The 17,597-nt window shown below is 68.0% G+C and carries 17 protein-coding genes; 11 read left to right on the forward strand and 6 right to left on the reverse strand.

Features of this window, described 5'->3' with window-relative positions; all coding sequences use genetic code 11:
* The 5 genes from C6570_RS08550 (at position 1) to moaD (ending at position 4,166) form a co-directional block, all read left to right on the forward strand.
* Positions 1-570, forward strand: coding sequence for a DNA-3-methyladenine glycosylase I (locus tag C6570_RS08550; RefSeq protein WP_106702827.1), 570 nt, complete (start codon positions 1-3; stop codon positions 568-570).
* Positions 567-1,994, forward strand: a complete 1,428-nt coding sequence (thrC, locus tag C6570_RS08555; protein WP_106702828.1) for a threonine synthase — start codon at positions 567-569, stop codon at positions 1,992-1,994. The genes C6570_RS08550 and thrC overlap by 4 nt, the downstream gene beginning before the upstream one ends.
* Positions 1,995-2,063: 69 nt before the next feature.
* A complete protein-coding gene (gene mobB, locus C6570_RS08560) occupies positions 2,064-2,603 on the forward strand; it encodes a molybdopterin-guanine dinucleotide biosynthesis protein B (protein WP_106702829.1) in 540 nt (179 codons plus the stop codon).
* A 4-nt stretch (positions 2,604-2,607) separates the two neighbouring features.
* Positions 2,608-3,903: a molybdopterin molybdotransferase MoeA gene (locus C6570_RS08565; protein WP_106702830.1), complete on the forward strand. Its 1,296-nt coding sequence runs from the start codon at positions 2,608-2,610 to the stop codon at positions 3,901-3,903.
* Entirely contained in the window at positions 3,900-4,166 is a 267-nt protein-coding gene (gene moaD, locus C6570_RS08570; RefSeq protein ID WP_106702831.1) for a molybdopterin converting factor subunit 1, read from the forward strand. The genes C6570_RS08565 and moaD overlap by 4 nt, the downstream gene beginning before the upstream one ends.
* A 21-nt stretch (positions 4,167-4,187) precedes the next feature.
* Here the strand turns inward: moaD and C6570_RS08575 are convergent, their stop codons facing one another.
* Both C6570_RS08575 and C6570_RS08580 read right to left on the reverse strand, forming a co-directional pair.
* Positions 4,188-4,961: a transporter substrate-binding domain-containing protein gene (locus tag C6570_RS08575; protein ID WP_106702832.1), complete on the reverse strand. Its 774-nt coding sequence runs from the start codon at positions 4,959-4,961 to the stop codon at positions 4,188-4,190.
* A 96-nt stretch (positions 4,962-5,057) separates the two neighbouring features.
* Positions 5,058-5,381, reverse strand: coding sequence for a hypothetical protein (locus C6570_RS08580; RefSeq protein WP_106702833.1), 324 nt, complete (start codon positions 5,379-5,381; stop codon positions 5,058-5,060).
* 45 nt (positions 5,382-5,426) lie between these two features.
* Here C6570_RS08580 and C6570_RS08585 point away from each other — a divergent pair, with 45 nt between their 5' ends.
* The gene (locus tag C6570_RS08585; RefSeq protein WP_164675514.1) at positions 5,427-5,912 is read left to right on the forward strand and encodes a molybdenum cofactor biosynthesis protein MoaE; all 486 of its coding nucleotides are present in this window, start codon (positions 5,427-5,429) and stop codon (positions 5,910-5,912) included.
* Between the two features lie 243 nt (positions 5,913-6,155).
* Here C6570_RS08585 and C6570_RS08590 read toward each other — a convergent pair whose 3' ends face one another.
* The gene (locus C6570_RS08590) at positions 6,156-7,046 is read right to left on the reverse strand and encodes an acid phosphatase (protein ID WP_106702834.1); all 891 of its coding nucleotides are present in this window, start codon (positions 7,044-7,046) and stop codon (positions 6,156-6,158) included.
* Between the two features lie 166 nt (positions 7,047-7,212).
* Here C6570_RS08590 and C6570_RS08595 point away from each other — a divergent pair, with 166 nt between their 5' ends.
* Positions 7,213-7,821: a thermonuclease family protein gene (locus tag C6570_RS08595; protein ID WP_245896369.1), complete on the forward strand. Its 609-nt coding sequence runs from the start codon at positions 7,213-7,215 to the stop codon at positions 7,819-7,821.
* A 151-nt stretch (positions 7,822-7,972) separates the two neighbouring features.
* On the forward strand, positions 7,973-10,570 hold the full coding sequence (clpB, locus tag C6570_RS08600; RefSeq protein WP_106702836.1) for an ATP-dependent chaperone ClpB: 2,598 nt from the start codon (positions 7,973-7,975) through the stop codon (positions 10,568-10,570).
* A 97-nt stretch (positions 10,571-10,667) separates the two neighbouring features.
* On the opposite strand, the gene C6570_RS08605 is transcribed toward clpB, so the two are convergent.
* On the reverse strand, positions 10,668-11,252 hold the full coding sequence (locus C6570_RS08605) for a DUF924 family protein (RefSeq protein WP_106702837.1): 585 nt from the start codon (positions 11,250-11,252) through the stop codon (positions 10,668-10,670).
* A 157-nt stretch (positions 11,253-11,409) separates the two neighbouring features.
* The gene (locus C6570_RS08610; protein ID WP_106702838.1) at positions 11,410-12,183 is read right to left on the reverse strand and encodes an SDR family oxidoreductase; all 774 of its coding nucleotides are present in this window, start codon (positions 12,181-12,183) and stop codon (positions 11,410-11,412) included.
* Between the two features lie 117 nt (positions 12,184-12,300).
* Between C6570_RS08610 and C6570_RS08615 the strand changes: the two genes are divergently transcribed.
* Complete coding sequence (locus C6570_RS08615; RefSeq protein ID WP_106702839.1) at positions 12,301-13,200, forward strand: LysR family transcriptional regulator; 900 nt, start codon at positions 12,301-12,303, stop codon at positions 13,198-13,200.
* Positions 13,201-13,392: 192 nt separating this feature from the next.
* Here C6570_RS08615 and C6570_RS08620 read toward each other — a convergent pair whose 3' ends face one another.
* Positions 13,393-14,214: an AraC family transcriptional regulator gene (locus C6570_RS08620; protein WP_106702840.1), complete on the reverse strand. Its 822-nt coding sequence runs from the start codon at positions 14,212-14,214 to the stop codon at positions 13,393-13,395.
* Positions 14,215-14,424: 210 nt separating this feature from the next.
* On the opposite strand from C6570_RS08620, the gene C6570_RS08625 reads away from it, so the two are divergent.
* Together C6570_RS08625 and C6570_RS08630 are read left to right on the forward strand one after the other, a co-directional pair.
* Positions 14,425-15,693 carry an MFS transporter gene (locus C6570_RS08625; protein ID WP_106702841.1) on the forward strand — a complete coding sequence of 423 codons (1,269 nt, stop codon included), beginning with the start codon at positions 14,425-14,427 and terminating at the stop codon, positions 15,691-15,693.
* A 39-nt stretch (positions 15,694-15,732) separates the two neighbouring features.
* Positions 15,733-17,427, forward strand: coding sequence for a thiamine pyrophosphate-binding protein (locus C6570_RS08630; RefSeq protein WP_106702842.1), 1,695 nt, complete (start codon positions 15,733-15,735; stop codon positions 17,425-17,427).
* Positions 17,428-17,597 lie beyond the last annotated feature (170 nt).

A 17,597-nucleotide genomic window follows, 5' to 3' on the forward strand; every position in this document is an offset into this window, starting at 1 on the left:
ATGAGCTATTGCGCGTTCGTCAACGAGCTGCCCGCCGACACAGCCGACCCCAACAAGGCTTACCACGATCACGCCTACGGCTTTCCGATCGAGGACGACAACGCCTTGTTCGGGCGCCTGCTGCTGGAGATCAACCAGGCCGGCCTGAGCTGGACGCTGATGCTCAAGAAGCAGGCCGCCTTCGAGGCCGCCTACGACGGCTTCGACATCGCCCGCGTGGCCGCCTACAGCGACGCAGACCGCGAACGGCTGCTGGCCGACGCGGGCATCGTGCGCAACCGCCTGAAGGTGAACGCCGCCATCCACAACGCGCAGCAGATTCAGGCGCTGCAGGCCAGCCATGGCAGCTTCAAGCGCTGGCTGGACGCGCACCACCCGCTATCGAAAGAAGAGTGGGTGAAGCTGTTCAAGCGCCACTTCAAGTTTGTGGGTGGCGAGATCGTCAATGAATTTCTGATGAGCACCGGCTACCTGCCCGGCGCCCATCGCCCGGACTGCCCCGTGTACGCGCGGGTGAGCGCCGCGCAGCCGCCCTGGTTGCGCAGCCCCAACGGAGTGATTGCCAGATGAACTACCTTTCCACCCGTGGTGACGCCACGCCCCGCCGTTTCTGCGACATCCTGCTGGAAGGCCTGGCGCCCGACGGCGGACTGTACCTGCCCGAGCACTACCCGCAGGTCGACGCCACCACGCTGGCGCACTGGCGCAACCTGTACGCGCAGCACGGCTACGCCACGCTGGCGTTCGAAATCCTCAGCCTCTACATCGACGACATTCCCGCCGCCGACCTGAAGGCGATCTGCGAGAAAACCTACACGCCCGAAGTGTTCGGTACGCTGGAAATCGTGCCGCTGAAATCGCTGCAGCCGGGCCTGTACCTGGAGGCGCTGTCCAACGGCCCCACGCTGGCCTTCAAGGACATGGCCATGCAGCTGCTGGGCAACCTGTTCGAATACGAGCTGGCGCGGCGCGGCGAGCAGCTCAACATCCTGGGCGCCACCAGCGGCGACACCGGCAGCGCGGCCGAATACGCCATGCGCAGCAAGCAGGGCATTCGCGTGTTCATGCTCAGCCCGCACGGCCGCATGAGTGCCTTCCAGCAGGCGCAGATGTTCAGCCTGCCTGACGAGAACATCCACAACATCGCCATCGAAGGCGTGTTTGACGACTGCCAGGACATCGTCAAGGCCACCAGCAACGACCTGGCGTTCAAGCGCAAGTACAAGATCGGCACCGTCAACTCGATCAACTGGGCGCGCCTGCTGGCGCAGGTGGTCTATTACTTTGCTGGCTACTTTCAGGCCACCCGAAGCAATGAAGAGCAAGTCAGCTTCACCGTGCCCAGCGGCAACTTCGGCAACGTATGCGCGGGCCACGTGGCGCGCATGATGGGCCTGCCCATCCGGCAATTGGTGGTGGCCACCAATGAGAACGACGTGCTCGACGAGTTCTTTCGCACCGGCGTGTACCGCGTGCGCGGCAGTGCCGACACGCACGAAACCAGCAGCCCGTCGATGGACATCAGCAAGGCCAGCAACTTCGAGCGCTTCGTGTTCGACCTGGTGGGCCGCGATGGCGCCCGCACCAAGGCGCTGTTTGAGCAAGGTGTCGGCCAGCAGGGCTACTTTGACCTGAGCGGCGACCCCGTCTTTGCCCAGGCGCGCGAACGCTTCGGTTTCGTCAGCGGCAAGAGCGTGCACGCCGACCGCCTGGCCACCATCCGCGACGTTTACGAAAAGTTCGGCGTGATGATCGACACCCACACCGCCGACGGCGTGAAGGTGGCGCGCGAACACCTGAAGGCGGGCGAGCCGATGATCGTGCTGGAAACCGCGCTGCCCATCAAGTTTGCGGTGACCATCGTCGAAGCCTTGGGGCGCGAGCCGGATCGGCCGGCCAAGTTCGAAGGCATCGAGGCGCTGCCGCGGCGCGTGCGCGTGATGGCCGCCGACGCCGAGGCTGTCAAGCGCTTTGTGGCCACCGCTTGTGAATAAAACAGCCCGCCAGCGCTGGTGGGTAGTGCGCTGGCAGCTATCAAAATCAGAGTATCCAGGGGGAATGCGTTGAAGGTGATCGGCTTTGCCGGTTATTCCGGCTCGGGCAAAACCACGTTGCTGGAGCGCCTGATCCCCGAGTTGAAGCAGCGCGGGCTGCGGGTGTCCGTGGTCAAGCACGCGCACCACAACTTCGACGTGGACCACCCCGGCAAAGACAGCTGGCGCCACCGGCAGGCCGGCGCGTTCGAGGTGGTGATCGCCTCCGACCGCCGCCTGGCGCTGATGCGCGAATTCGAGGTGCCCACGCAGCTGAACGTCCACCAGATGATCGCTGAGCTGCACGACGGCGTGGACTGGGTGCTGGTGGAGGGCTTCAAGTTCAGCGACCTGCACAAGATCGAGGTGTGGCGCCCGTCGGCTGGCAAGCCCGTGCAGTACCCCGATGACGTTTTCATCACCGCCATCGCCACGGACGCCCCGCAGGCGCTGCCCGCAGCCACCTTGCGGCCCGTGCTGGATGTGAACGACCCCGCCGCCATCGCCCAGTGGCTGCTCGACAATGGCCATCGGTTTGACTACGACCCCACGCTGCACCCCGCAGACTGAAACGATGCCCGACACCTCCCACGCCCGCCCCCGCCCGCCCCTGATGCCGCTGGATGAAGCGCTGACGCGCATGCTGGCGCAGGCCACGCCCTTGGCGCGCACCGAGCTGGTCAGCACCTTCGATGCCGACGGCCGCGTGCTGGCGCAAGACGTGGTGGCCGAGCTGCAGGTGCCGCCCAACGACAACTCTGCCATGGACGGCTACGCCGTGCGCGCCGCCGACGTGATGGCAGCGGGCGTGGAGCTGCCCGTGTCGCAGCGCATTGCCGCCGGTCACGCGGGCGCCCCGCTGGCGGCGGGCACGGCGGCGCGCATCTTCACCGGCGCGCCCATGCCGCCCGGCGCAAACACCGTGGTCATGCAGGAAGACACCACCGCGTTGGACGAGGGCGCGCGGGTGCGCATCCACCAGGTGCCGCAGCGCGGCGAATGGGTGCGCGGCAGCGGTGAAGACGTGCGCAAGGGCAGCACGGTGCTTCAAAAAGGCGAGCGGCTGGCACCGGCTGGTGTTGGGCTGGCGGCCGGAATCGGCATGGACAAGCTCTTGGTCGCGGCGCGCCCGCGCGTGGCCTTGCTGTCCACCGGTGACGAGCTGGTCATGCCCGGCGCGGTGCCGCCAGCGGCCATGAAGCCGGGCACCATCTACAACAGCAACCGCTTCTTCCTGCGCGCCTTGTTGCTGCGCCTGGGCTGCGAGGTGACCGACCTGGGCATCGTGCCAGACAGCCGCGCCGCCACCCTGGCCGCGCTGCAGGCTGCCGCGGCAGGCCACGACCTGATCCTGACCAGCGGCGGCGTTTCGGTGGGCGAGGAAGACCATGTCAAGCCCGCCGTGCAGCAGCTGGGCCAGCTGGATCTGTGGCAGATCGCCATGAAGCCCGGCAAGCCGCTGGCGTACGGCACCATCGGCGTGCTTGCGCCGTCATCTTCTGCCGGCGCGGCCGGTGCCGCCGGTGCGGTCTGCCACTTCATCGGCTTGCCGGGCAACCCGGTGTCCAGCTTCGTCACGTTCTTGCTGCTGGTGCGCCCCTTCCTGCTGCGCTTGCAGGGCGCGGTGGCCGTGGCGCCGCCCGTGATGGAGCTGCGCGCCGACTTCGCCACCACGCGGCCCGACAAGCGCCGCGAATTCCTGCGCGCGCGCCGCAACGCGCAGGGCGGGGTGGATTTGTTTGGCAACCAGAGCTCGGGTGTGCTCACATCCATGCACTGGGCCGACGGCTTGGTCGATGTGCCTGCGGGCCACACCATTGCGCGCGGCGACTATGTGCGCTTCATTTCGCTTCAGGAGTTGATGGCATGACGGCCGCCACGCGCACGCTCAAGCTGCGGTACTTTGCCTCGCTGCGCGAGGCGCTGGGCACAGACCGCGAATCCGTAACCACCGCCGCCGACACGGTGGGCGCCCTGCGCCAGCAGCTCATCGCGCGCAGCGATGCCCATGCCGACGCCCTGGCGCTGGGCAAGGCGGTGCGCGCTGCCGTCAATCAGGTGATGGCCAACGACACGCACGCCCTGGCCGATGGGGACGAGGTGGCCTTCTTCCCGCCGGTCACCGGCGGCTGATTGGTCGGCGGCGGCTGCGCCTCAGCGCAGCCACTTGTCGTCGATGGCCTTGAGCGCGCCGCGCTTGTCCAGCAAGTCCCAGGTGAAGTTCATCACGCGCAGGTAGTCGGCGTCTTCGGCCGGTAGCATGAAGCCCAGCCAGTTGGTGGGCGTGAGCGGCGCGTCGATGAAAGCCGCCGTCAGGCGCGGGTCGGCCTTGCTGTAGTGCAGCGCCTCATAGGTTTCGGTGATCATCACGTCGCCTTTCCCGCTGGCGATGAGGGCGGGAATCTCGGCGTTCTTCTCGTGCGTGCTGACCTGGGCGGCCTTCAGGTTTTGCAGCACGAAAGCCTCGTTGGTGCCGCCGGGGTTCTTGATCACGCGCACGCCGGGCTGGTTCAGGTCTTGCACGGTCTTGAACTTGGCCTTGTCCTCGGTGCGCACCAGCGCCACTTTGCCGAACGGCGCATAGCCCGGCAGCATGGCGGCGTAGCGCAGGCGCGGCACGTTGCGCGTGATGCCGCCCACGGCCACGTCGAAACGGTTGGCCTGCAAATCCTTCAGCAGATTGGGCCAGGTGGTGGGCACGTATTCGATCTTCACGCCCAGCTCTTTGGCCATGGCTTCGATGGTGTCGATGTCGTGGCCTTGGTAGCCAGCGTCGGTCTTGATGGCAAACGGCCGGTAGTCGCCCGGCGTGCCCACGCGCAGCACCTTGGTGTCCAGGATCTGGTTCAGGCGCTCGCCCGCCCAGGCAGGGGCCGCTGCGGCCAGCGAGAAGGCGAGTGCTGAAACAAGGTGCTTGAGGTAACGCATGGTGCCAATCCTGATTGCAAGTGGGAAAGCGCCCAAGCTTATCGCGCGGCGCGAGCGTGGTCGTCCAGGCGGCAAGCTGGCCGGCCCGGCGCGTCGCTACGCCGCCGCGCCCGGCAACGCGGGTGCTCGCCAGCCCAGCAACTCTGCCAGGCGCAGCACGATCCAGTCCGCTTGCCCATCAGGAAAACCAGCTTCGGGCGCCGCCAGCCCGGCGTGGATGCCCAGCAGGATGTCGCCCTCCGAAGGGGCGCCCGCGCCGTGGTACAGCAGCTGCGCCTGCTCGACCAGGTGGTTGGCCAGGTCTTCGCACAGCTCGTAGCGGGCAGCCAGCTCAGCGGGTGTGCCGCGCAGGCGCCCGCGCGCGTCGGTGTACAGGGCAATGAACGAGGGCGGGATAAAAATCTGGCTGTCGGCAGACACGGGGGTGGGCGTTACGGTTGGCGGTGGATGCCAGAGAATAGCGGCATGAGCGTGAACGTGGTTTCCATCCAGACCCAGGACTTTGACGTGTCGGCCGAGCTGGCCGCGCTGCGCGCCGGCGACGCGCGCGTGGGCGCGGTGTGCAGCTTCATCGGTACCGTGCGCGACCGCAGCGGGCCGCAGGCGGCGGGCAGCGTGCGCGCGATGGAGCTGGAGCACTACCCCGGCATGACCGAAAAAGCCATCGAAGCCATGATCGGCGCCGCCCGCCAGCGCTTTGACATCTTCGGCGCGCGGGTGATCCACCGCGTGGGCGTGCTGCAGCCCATGGACCAGATCGTGCTGGTGGCCGTCAGCTCGGTGCACCGGGGCGAGGCGTTCCAGGCCTGTGAGTTCTTGATGGACTACCTCAAGACCCAGGCGCCGTTCTGGAAGAAGGAAACCACGCCCGAAGGCGCGCGCTGGGTAGATGCGCGCGTGGCCGACGACGCGGCGCTGGCGCGCTGGGGTATCGCGGCGGGCAACGCCTGAACTGCGGCCTGCGGACGGTGGGGCGACGTTGGCGAGGTGCCCCGGCGCCACGGCCACCTCGCTGCCCGGCTGCGCCAGGGCGTAGGGCGGCCAGGTTGCGCCACACCCCTGATTGCTCTTAAGTTAATAGCTGTTGCCGCAGTGTGCACCAGCGCTGCAAGGCAATTGCATTCCAAAAGCGGTGCCGATCAGAAAGTGCGCGGACGCCAGTCGCGCCCGACGCGACAGGCGCGAACAGGTTTCTTACGGCGCGATGAGGCTGCTGATGGTCAGCGCCTCGGCTTCGGCCGCGCAGTCGGCTGCGGCGGGCACCTTGCCAGCCTGGCGTGCGGCGGTGATCTCGGCGCGCGCGGCGTTCAGCTGGGCGCGGAAGGTTTCGTTGGCGTGCAGGCGCGCCACCGTGCCAGCGCCCACCAGCATGCCCGCCTGGATGTCGCTTTGCCAATGCACGCCGCAGACGGCGCGGCTTTGCGCAAAGGCGCGGCCGCGCTGCAGCAGCGCGTCGGCACGGTCGGGGGCGGCTTCGGTCAGCACCAGCGCCCAGGCCCAGCCCAGCGACGAATGGCCCGAGGGGTACGAGCCGTCCTTGGCCAGCTTGGCCTCTTCGTCGGGCGTGCAGCTGGGCAGTTTGAGCGAGACGAAGGGGCGGGTGCGCTGGTAGTGGTTCTTGGCCTTGTAGGTGGCCAGGCCCGCGTCGGTCAGCGTGCGGCGCAGCAGCATGTTCAGGTTGGGCGTGTCGGCTTCTGAAATTCGCACGCCCAGGGCGCAGGCATAGACCGAGGCCGCGGCGGGAAAGTGCAGGTTGGCGTCCTTGCGGGCCAGCGCGCCGCGCGGGCCGTTGGCCAGGGCTGTCAGTTGCCGCGTCGTCGCTTCATCGGAAGCCTGGGCGGCCGAGCCGGCGGCGGGCGGCGCAGCGACCAGCGCCAGGCTGTCGGGCATCTCGCCCGGTGCCAGATAACCCTTGAGGATGCCGCTGCCCGCGCGGTATTCGCCCACCTCGGCGGCGCTGACGGGCGGTGTTGGCGCTGTGGGCGATGTGGTGCTGCAGGCGCCCAGCAGCAGGGCGGCGGAGCCCAGGACCAGGGTGCGGGGCAAGAAGCACGGCTGAGCGCGCAGGGCGGCGGTGGGGCGCATGGGGTCTCCTCGGTGGTGGTTGGGCGGTGCCGGGCCAGTGTAGGCAGTCGTCCCGGCGCGGCGCGCGCTTTGGTGACAGCCGCGTGACAGTTGCGTGATGGCGGCGCCCCCTTTGCGCTGGCCTTAACGCCGGTGACCTGCGCATGGCGGCGGCAGAATCGCAGGCATGCAAATGACAGTGTGGATGCGCCCCAGCGTGGCGCGGTGGGTGCTTTGCGGGCACAGGGCAGCGGCGGCGCTGCCAAGGATGCTGGTGGCAGGGGCCGTGGCGTTGTGCGCGCTGCCGGCGCTCGCCCAGGCGTCGGCGCCCAGGGGCGATGGCCAGCCGGGGGCCGACACCTGGCCCGCCGTGGTCACCTACGTGGTCGATGGCGATTCGGTCTGGGTGCGCTCGGCCGATCGCGGTGCGCGCGTCAAGCTGCGGCTGCTGGGCATCGACGCGCCGGAAGTCTGCCAGCCGCTGGGCCCGCAAGCGCGCGATGCGCTGCGCCGCCTGGCGCTGAACCAGCCGGTGCAAGTCACGGTGCGCGCCCGCGACCGCTACGGCCGGGCGCTGGCCACGGTGCACCGCACGCAAGACGGGTTGGATTTGTCACAGGCCATGGCCGCAGGCGGCTGGGCGTGGGTGGACCGCTATCGCGGCTGGCACAAGCCCTATCAGGAAGACGAGGACGCCGCCCGCGCCGCAGGCCGTGGCTTGTTTGCGCAAGCCGGGGCGGAAAGCCCGGCCGACTTTCGCCGCCGGCATGGCCCGTGCCAGCGCGTCGGAAAATAGTATTAAAAATGATAGCTGCCGGCGCTGGTGGGGCCTGCGCTGGCGGCCGATTTGGTGCTAAAACCCGCGAATGGCGATTGCGCAACGCGCGCAGCGGCGGCGCTTGAACAAATCGGGGTCAACCCTATATGCTGGCCATTCGGAGGCTTTCATGCGACTCGACAAACTCACCACCAAATTCCAAGAAGCCCTGAGCGACGCGCAATCGCTCGCGCTGGGCAACGACAACGCTTACATCGAACCCGTTCACCTGCTGGCCGCCATGCTGCGCCAGGAAGACGGCCCCAAATCGCTGCTGCAACGCGCCGGCGTGAACGTGGGCAAGCTCTCGCAAGATGCTGAAAACGCCATCAAGCGCCTGCCGTCCGTGCAGGGGCAAGAGCAGGTGCAGCCCGGCCCTGATCTGGTCAAGGCGCTGCAGGCCACGGAGAAAGAAGCCATCAAGCGGGGCGACCAGTTCATCCCCAGCGAGATGTTCCTGCTGGCGCTGGCCGAAGCCAAGGGCGAAGCCGGCCGCATCGCCAAAGAGGCCGGGCTGTCGCGCCCCGCGCTGGAAAAAGCCATTGACGCCATTCGAGGAGGACAAACCATGGATTCCGCAGACGGAGAAAGCCAGCGCGAGGCGCTGAAGAAATACACGCTGGATCTGACCGAGCGCGCCCGCCAGGGCAAGCTGGACCCGGTGATCGGCCGCGACGACGAAATCCGCCGCGCCATCCAGGTGCTGCAGCGGCGCAGCAAGAACAACCCCGTGCTGATCGGCGAGCCCGGCGTGGGCAAGACGGCCATCGTCGAGGGCCTGGCCCAGCGCATCGTGGCGGGCGAAGTGCCCGACACGCTGAAGGACAAACGGGTACTGGCGCTGGACATGGCGGGCCTGCTGGCCGGCGCCAAGTACCGCGGCGAATTTGAAGAGCGCCTGAAAGCCGTGCTGAAGGAAGTGGCGGCCGAGGAAGGCCGCGTGATCCTGTTCATCGACGAAATCCACACCATGGTGGGCGCTGGCAAGGCCGAAGGCGCCATGGACGCGGGCAACATGCTCAAGCCCGCGCTGGCGCGCGGCGAACTGCACTGCATCGGTGCCACCACGCTGGACGAATACCGCAAGTACATCGAAAAAGACGCGGCGCTGGAGCGGCGCTTTCAAAAGGTGCTGGTGGGCGAACCCAGTGTGGAAGACACCATCGCCATCCTGCGCGGCCTGCAGGAAAAGTATGAGGTGCACCACGGCGTGGACATCACCGACCCGGCCATCGTCGCCGCGGCCGAGCTGAGCGCACGCTACATCACCGACCGCTTCCTGCCCGACAAGGCGATCGACCTGATCGACGAGGCGGCGGCCAAGATCAAGATCGAGATCGACTCCAAGCCCGAGGCGATGGACAAGCTCGCCCGCCGCATCATCCAGCTCAAGATCGAGCGCGAGGCGATGAAGAAGGAGACCGACGAGGCCTCCAAGAAGCGCCTGGCGCTGATCGAGGAAGACCTGGCCAAGCTGGAAAAGGAATACGCCGACCTGGACGAGATCTGGCGCTCTGAAAAAGCCAATGCGCAGGGCAGCGAGCAGCTGCGCAAGGACATCGACAACCTCAAGTTCCAGATTCAGGAAGCCACCCGCAAGGGCGACTTCAACAAGGTGGCCGAGCTGCAATACGGCCAGCTGCCCGCGTTGGAAAAACAGCTGAAGGAAGCCCAGGCCAGCGAGGGCAAGAGCGAGAAGGCCGCGCCGCAGCTGCTGCGCACGCAGGTGGGCGCCGAAGAGATTGCCGAAGTGGTCAGCCGCGCCACGGGCATTCCCGTCAGCAAGATGATGGAAGGCGAGCGCGAGAAGCTGATCCAGATGGAAAGCGCGCTGCATCAAAAAGTGGTGGGCCAGGAAGAGGCGATCTCGGCCGTGTCCAACGCCATCCGCCGTTCACGCTCGGGCCTGTCGGACCCGAACCGCCCGCTGGGCAGCTTTTTGTTCCTGGGCCCCACGGGCGTGGGCAAGACAGAGCTGACCAAGGCGCTGGCGGGCTTCTTGTTCGACAGCACCGACCACATGATCCGCATCGACATGAGCGAGTTCATGGAAAAGCATTCTGTGGCCCGCCTGATTGGCGCGCCCCCCGGCTACGTGGGCTACGACGAGGGCGGCTACCTCACGGAAGCCGTGCGCCGCATGCCCTACAGCGTGATCCTGTTCGACGAGATCGAGAAGGCGCACCCGGACGTGTTCAACATCCTGCTGCAGGTGCTGGACGACGGCCGCCTGACCGACGGCCAGGGCCGCACGGTGGACTTCAAGAACACCGTGATCATCATGACCAGCAACATCGGCTCGCACTTGATCCAGAGCATGGGCGACAAGCCGTATGAAGACGTCAAGGACGCGGTGCTTGGCGAGCTGAAGAACCACTTCCGCCCCGAGTTCCTGAACCGCATCGACGAGATCGTGGTGTTCCACAGCCTGGACGCCCAACAGATCGGCCAGATCGCCCGCATCCAGCTCAAGACGCTGGGCGCGCGGCTGGAAAAGATGGACCTGCACCTGCATGTGTCCGACCAGGCGGTGGACGAGCTGGCCAAGGTCGGGTTCGACCCGGTGTTTGGAGCGCGGCCGCTCAAGCGGGCGATTCAGCAGCGTATCGAAAACCCGCTGTCGAAGGATTTGCTGGAAGGCAAGTTCCCGCCGAACACGGACATCCACGTGAAGGTGGACCCGATCAACCGGCCCGGTGAGTTCACCTTCACCAGCCAGCCTGCCTGAGCCGGTTCGTCACAAAAAGATAGCGCCTTGCGCAAGCCCAGTGGGCGCGCAAGGCGCTTTTTTATGTGGATTCAGCTTGCAGAGACGATGGCGCGCTTCAACCGGCGAAGCCGCCGCCGTCCAGAAAGGCGCGCTCTTCGGCCGTGGTGCTTCGCCCCAGCAGCGCGTTGCGGTGCGGGAAGCGGCCAAAGCGCCGAATGATGTCGCGGTGGCCCAGCGCGTGCGCCCGCGCCGTGGCGCCCAGGTGCGTGTTCAACTCGACCGACAGATCCTGGTCCGCCAGGTTTTCCGAGTGCGCAAAGGGCAGGCAGAAGAACAGTTGCAGCGCGGGCTCTACCGCCGCCATGTGGCCGGCCGCCAGCGCGGCGCGGGCGTGCCGGCGCGCAGCCGCGTCGGTGGCGTACATCCGCGCCGTGCCGCGAAAGGCGTTGCGCGGGAACTGGTCGAGCAGGATCAGCAGCGCCAGCGCGCCATGCGGCGTATGCCCCCATCCGTCCAGGCTGCCTTCGGCGGCGACTTCGTGCAAGGTCAAGAAGCGGTCGCGAAAGCGGCGGTCAAACGCAGCGCTGTGGCTGAACCAGTCGCTGCTGGACTCCCGCCAGAAATCAACCACGGCCTGAGCGCGCGGCGGGGTGGTGGGCTGCGGCGGCGGGGCCGTGTGCACGCGGGGTTGCTGGGACATGGTTGCGCGTCAGTGTGTATGGCAAGGGCAGGCAGAACCGCGGGGATGGATGCGCTGCCCGCCAGTGCGCGCCAGCCCGTGTGTTTTGCACACAGCCCGGCGCGCGCGCCCACCGTCGGCACAGCCGAATAAGGCAGGGCGCCCCAAGCGATTCGGCTTACTTGGTCGTGTAGCCACCGTTGATCAGAATGGTTTGGCCGGTGATCCACCAGCCGTCGCTGACCAGGTGGCGGATGAAGGGCACCACGTCCTCGATGTCGGTCAGGCCCGTCTTGCTGGAAGGCGACAGCGCGGCGGCGCTCTTGTGGTACGCCTGCGCATCGGCGCCTTCCTGGCCGTAGAAGAAGGGCGTATCCATGGGGCCGGGGCCCACGGCGGTGACGGAGATGCCGCGCGCGCCGAATTCCTTGGCCGCGGCGCGGGTGTAGTGCTCCACCGGCGCCTTGGTGCCCGCGTACGACGCATAGAACGGCGTGAAAGCGCCCAGCAGCGAGGTGACCAGCGTGCACACCTTGCCGTTGTCGTTCACGTGCTGGCCCGCTTCCTTCAGGAAGAAGAACGCGGCCTTGTTGTTGACGGCGTCCATCTCGTCGAACTCGGCTTCGCTGATGTCGGCAAACGGCTTCTTGAGCACCTTGCCCACGGTGTTGATGGCGATGTCGGGGCGGCCCACGGCGGCCACGGCGTCGGCAAACAGCTTGGCCACGGCGGCGGCAGACGTCAGATCGCCCTGCAGCGTGACGGCCTTGGCGCCGGCTTTTTGCACGGCGGCGGCGGTGGCTTCGGCCTCGGCCTGGCTGGCGGCGCTGTTGTAGTGGATGACCACGGCCTTGGCGCCGCGCTCGGCCAGGTCGCGGGCGATCAGGCCGCCCAGGTTCTTGGCGCCGCCGGCGATCAAGGCCACCTTGCCTTGGATGCTGTTTCTGGACATGGGGAAAACGCTCCTGTGTAGAAAACCAAACGATGGGCGCAGTCTATTGTTGATGTTTGCGCGGATAAACTGGCGCAAACTGGATTGACTATCCATCAATCCGTACCAATCAAGCCCATGGATCTGATCGAGCAACTGCGTGTTTTTCTGCGCGTGGCGCACAGCGGGGGCTTCACCGCCGCTGCGGAGCAGCTGGGCATGCCGCGGCCCACGGTGTCGCTGGCGGTGCAGCGGCTGGAGGCGCGCCTGGGCGTGCGCCTGCTGAACCGCACCACGCGGCACGTCAGCCTGACGCAGGACGGCCAGGCGCTGCTGGAGCGGGCGGCCGCGCTGGTGGCCGACGCCGAAGAGCTGCAGCAGCAGTTCAACCCGCAAGGCGCGCCGCTGGCCGGGCGCCTGCGCGTGGACATGCCCAGCCGCGTGGCCCGGCGCTTGGTGGCGCCCGCGCTGCCCGGCTTTCTGGCGCGCCACCCAGGCATCGCGCTGGAATTGGGCTCCAGCGACCGGCCGGTGGATTTGCTGCACGAGGGCATCGACTGCGCCTTGCGCGTGGGCGAGCTGGCCTCTGGCAGCCTGGTGGCGCGGCCGATGGGCACGATGCGGCTGATCCACTGCGCCAGCCCCGCGTACCTGGCGCGGCATGGCGTGCCGCAGTCACCGGCCGATTTGCCTGCGCACCAGGCGGTCAACTACGCATCGGCCAGCAGCGGGCGCACCGTGCCGTGGGAATGGCTGGAAGACGGCGAGTGGCGCACCTTGCCTTTGCCCGGCGCGGTGGCGGTGAACAACGTGGAAACCTACATCGCCTGCGCCCTGGCAGGGCTGGGGCTGATCCAGGTGCCCGCGTACGACGTGCAAGACCACCTGCGCAGCGGCGAACTGGTGGAGCTGCTGCAGCCCTGGCCAGCGCCGACCATGCCCGTCAACCTGGTCTACCCGCACCGGCGGCACCTGTCGCGCCGCGTGCAGGCGTTTGCGACCTGGCTGGCCGACGTGCTGGCGCCGCACCTGCGTTGAAGCGGGGTTGAGGCGGGGCGAGGGCGGGGCGCTGCTTGCAGGTGGTCGCTTGGGTCGCATGTCGTGCGCGTCGCGCCTACCGCAAGTGGAGCGGCGGGGAGCGGCCGAACCGGCCAAGCGCCGCCGAACCCGTGATCTACATTTGCTATGTATTGAATAGCTGCCAGCGCTGTCGCACAAGGCGCTGGAGGCCTATTTTCCTTGAAAAGCGCTGGGCGGCTGCCCCAGCTGCGCCTTCACCATCGCACCAAAGGCGCTTTCGCTGGCGTAGCCACAAGCCGCGGCCACCTGGCCCACCGGCACGCCGCGCGCCAGCAGCGGCAGGGCGTGCGCCAGCACCACCTGGCGCCGCCAGTGGGGGTAGGACGTGCCCAGCTGGTCGCGGAACAGGCGCGCCGCCGTGCGTTCGCTGGCGCCCACGCGCCCCGCCCAGTCGGCCAGCGTGGCGCGTTCGGCCGGGGCGTGCAGCACCGCCTCGCACAGCGCGCGCAGGCGCTTGTCGCCACCCTCGGCGCGCGGCAGCGGCACGCCCAGCGGGGCGGCTTCGGCGCTGCGCAACTCCAGCAAGGTCAGCGCAGCCAGGTGCGCCTCGCGCGGGCCGGGCTCGCCATGCTCCAGTGCCACGATCAGCTCGCGCAGCAGGGGCGAGACCGCCAACATCCGGCTGGCTTGCCAGCCGGGCGGCGCGGCGCCAGGGTCAATGTAGAGCGTGTGCAACTCGGCCCAGCTGAGCACCGCCACCGTGTGGCGGCTGCGCGGCGCGATCCACACCGCGCGGGACGAGGGCACGACGTAGCTCATGTCGTGGTCGGCGCGCATGTCCTGCACGCTGACCTGCAGCGTGCCGCTGACGCAGTAGGCGATTTGCGCCCAGGCGTGCTCATGCGGCTCGAAATGCGTGTCGGGCCGCATCTCGCGGGCGCGCTTGCCGCGCACCGGGCGGGTGGGCGAGGGCTGGTACATCGCTGGGTCGTCCAGCAGCGGCAGCGAGCTTGGCGGTGGGCGGGCGGGCATGGCGCGAGGCGTGGGGCGGAATCGGTGGCGGGCGGACGCACGGGTGGCGCCACGTTTGGCGGATTGCCGACGATTCTTGGCCCTTGCGCGCTTTTCTGCAAGCTGCGCTTGGGGCGTGCTGCGCCTACCATTGCCCGCTCGAGTGTGCTTTTCAAGCCCGGCGCTGGCCCGCGGCGCGCCGCTCAGGCCCTTCGCACGGAAAACGCAAGCATGAATCCAGCCGCCTCCACCCTTGCCGCCGCCGCGGTGCCCATCACGCCCACGCCGCTGCGCCAGGACGCCCGCATCATCGGCCTGGTGGGGCTGGCGCACGCCAGTTCGCACTTTGCGCACCTGCTGCTGCCGCCGCTGTTTCCGGTGTTCGCGGTGCAGTTCGGCCTGTCGTTCTCCGAGCTGGGCTTCTTGATGACGGTGTTCTTCTTCATTTCGGGCGTGGGGCAGGCCATGTCCGGCTTTCTGGTGGACAAGGTGGGCGCGCGCCCGGTGTTGTTTGCGGCGCTGGGGTGCTTTCTGGCGGCTTGCCTGGCCGGCTCGGTCGCGCAGGGCTGGGGCGGTCTGCTGGTGGTAGCGGTGTTTGCCGGCCTGGGCAATGCGCCGTTTCACCCGGTGGATTTCTCCATCCTGAACCAGCGCGTATCGGGCGCGCGGCTGGGCTACGCCTTCAGCGCGCACGGGCTTAGCGGCAACCTGGGGTGGGCGCTGGCCCCGGCGTTTTTCGCGCTGATGGTGGCTTTCTCCAACTGGCGCAATGCCTACCTGGTGGCGGCGTGCATGTACGTGGGCGTGATCGTGGTGATGTACCTGGGCCGCGACAAGCTGCGCACCGAGGTGGTGGTGCACCACCGCGCCACGCAGGACGTGGGCGGCAGCGCCGTGGGCTTTTTGAAGCTGCCGGTGGTGTGGTGGTGCTTTTCGTTCTTCCTGCTGTCCACCATGACGTTGGCGGTGGTGCAGAACTACGCATCGCCCATCCTCAAGGCGCTGTTTCAGGTCAGCTTTGAAACGGCGGCCATGACGATCACGGCCTACATGCTGTGCGGCGCGCTGGGCATGCTGATCGGCGGTTTTGTGGCCGCGCGCATGCCGCGCCGAAGCGACCGCGTGGTCGCGCTGTGCATGACGGCCGGGGCCGTGCTGATGGCGGTGTGCGCGTCGGGCCTGATGGGCGCCAGCGGCACCATGGTGGCGCTGGCCGCCACCGGCTTTGCCATTGGCGTGGGCGGCCCCAGCCGCGACATGATGATCAAGCGCGCCACGCCCAAGGGCGCCACGGGGCGCGTGTACGGCATCGTCTATTCGGGCCTGGACACCGGCTTTGCCGTGGCGCCGCTGGTGTTCGGCGTGATGATGGACAACGGCTGGTACCGCGCCGTGCTGCTGGGCGGTGCCTTCACGCTGCTGCTGGCCGTGGGCGCGGCGCTGGGCGTGGGCTTGCGCACGCGGGCCGCGGAAGGCGCGGCGGGCGCTGCCGCTGCCTGACTGGCCAGCCGGGGGCTTTCACCCATGCACAATGGGTGCATGTCATCACCGCGAATTGCCGGCCACCTGCTTGTCGAATGCCTTCTGGCCCAGGGCGTCACCCATGCTTTTGGCGTGCCGGGGGAAAGCTACCTGGCGGTGCTGGACGGCTTCTACCTGCACCGTGAGCAGATCCAGTTTGTGGTCTGCCGCCAGGAGGGTGGCGCCAGCTTCATGGCTGAGGCGCACGGCAAGCTCACGGGCCGGCCCGGCGTCTGTTTTGTGACGCGCGGGCCCGGCGCCACCAACGCCAGCATCGGCGTGCACACCGCCTCGCAGGATTCCACGCCCATGGTGCTTTTCGTGGGCGACGTGGCCAGCGACCAGCGCGACCGCGAGGCTTTCCAAGAGGTGGACTACGGCGCCTTCTACGGCGCCTTTGGCATGGCCAAGCGCGTCGAACGCATCGACAGCGCCGAGCGCATGCCCGAATACGTGGCCCGCGCCTTCGCCACCGCCATGAACGGCCGCCCCGGCCCGGTGGTGCTGGTGCTGCCCGAAGACATGCTGGTGCAGGTCGTGCCCGACACCTTGCAGCCCACTGCCGCCTGGCAGCCGCCTGCCTACGCGCCTGCGCCGCAGCCCATGCAGCAGCTGCGCGAGATGCTATTGAAAGCAGAGCGTCCGCTGGTCATCGCAGGCGGCGGCGGCTGGACGCCCGAGGGCGCGCGGGCGCTGCAGCGCTTTGCCGAAACCTGGCATCTGCCGGTGGGCAACGCCATGCGCTTTCAGGACACGTTCGACAACCGCCATCCGCTGTACGCGGGCGACGTGGGCATCGCCATCAACCCGCGCCTGGGCGCGCGCGTGCGCGAAGCCGACTTGGTGCTGGCCATCGGCCCGCGCCTGGGCGAAATGACCACCAGCGGCTATTCGCTGCTGAAGGTGCCGCAGCCCAGTCAGAAACTGGTGCACATCCACACCAGCGCTGAAGAGCTGGGCCGGGTCTACCAGCCCGCCCTGGCGCTGTGCGCCAGCCTGCCCGCCGCCGCCGCCGCGCTGGCCGACCTGGCCTCGCCGCCTGGCGGCGCCGCGGCCGTGGCATGGCGCGACTGGACGGCCGCCGTGCATGACGACTACGTGGCCAACGCGCAGCCGCAAGCGCTGCCGGGCCCCATCGACATGCACGCCATCATCTGCACGCTGCAGCGCCTGTTGCCTGAAGACGCCGTGCTGTCCAACGGCGCGGGCAACTTCGCCAGTTGGGCGCACCGTTACTTTCACTACCACGGCCTGGCCAAGGGCCACAAGACGCAGCTGGCGCCCACCAACGGCGCCATGGGCTACGGCGTGCCCGCTGGCATTGGTGCGGCCATTGCCACGGGCCGCACGGTGGTCACCATCGCGGGCGATGGCGATTTTTTGATGAACGGGCAGGAGTTGGCCACCGCCAACCAGTACGGCGCCAAGACCATCATCGTCGTCGTCAACAACGGCGTGTACGGCACCATCCGCATGCACCAGGCGCGCGAATACCCGCACCATCCGGCAGGCACCGAGTTGGTGAACCCCGACTTCGTGCAGCTGGCCCAAAGCTACGGCTATGCGGGCGACCGGGTCGAGCGCACCGAGCAGTTTGAGCCTGCCTTGCAGGCCGCGCTGCAGCGCCCGCAAGGCACGCTGATCGAGGTGATGCTGAGCGAGCAGGTCATCACCACGCGCACCACGCTGGACAAGATCGAGAACCCGCGCTGATGCGCAGGCGTGGGCCAGCTGTGGCTGGCGTCGCTGCGCGCGGTTCGCTATTGAGTTGATAGCTGTCGGCGCTGGCCGGGCATGCGCTGGCGGCTGATTTACCTTGGAGAAGCGCCCACAAAAAAACCGGCTGCAAGAGCCGGTCTTTTCATCATGAGGCCGCACCGCGC

The organism is Ottowia oryzae, from assembly GCF_003008535.1.
GTDB lineage: Bacteria > Pseudomonadota > Gammaproteobacteria > Burkholderiales > Burkholderiaceae_C > Ottowia > Ottowia oryzae.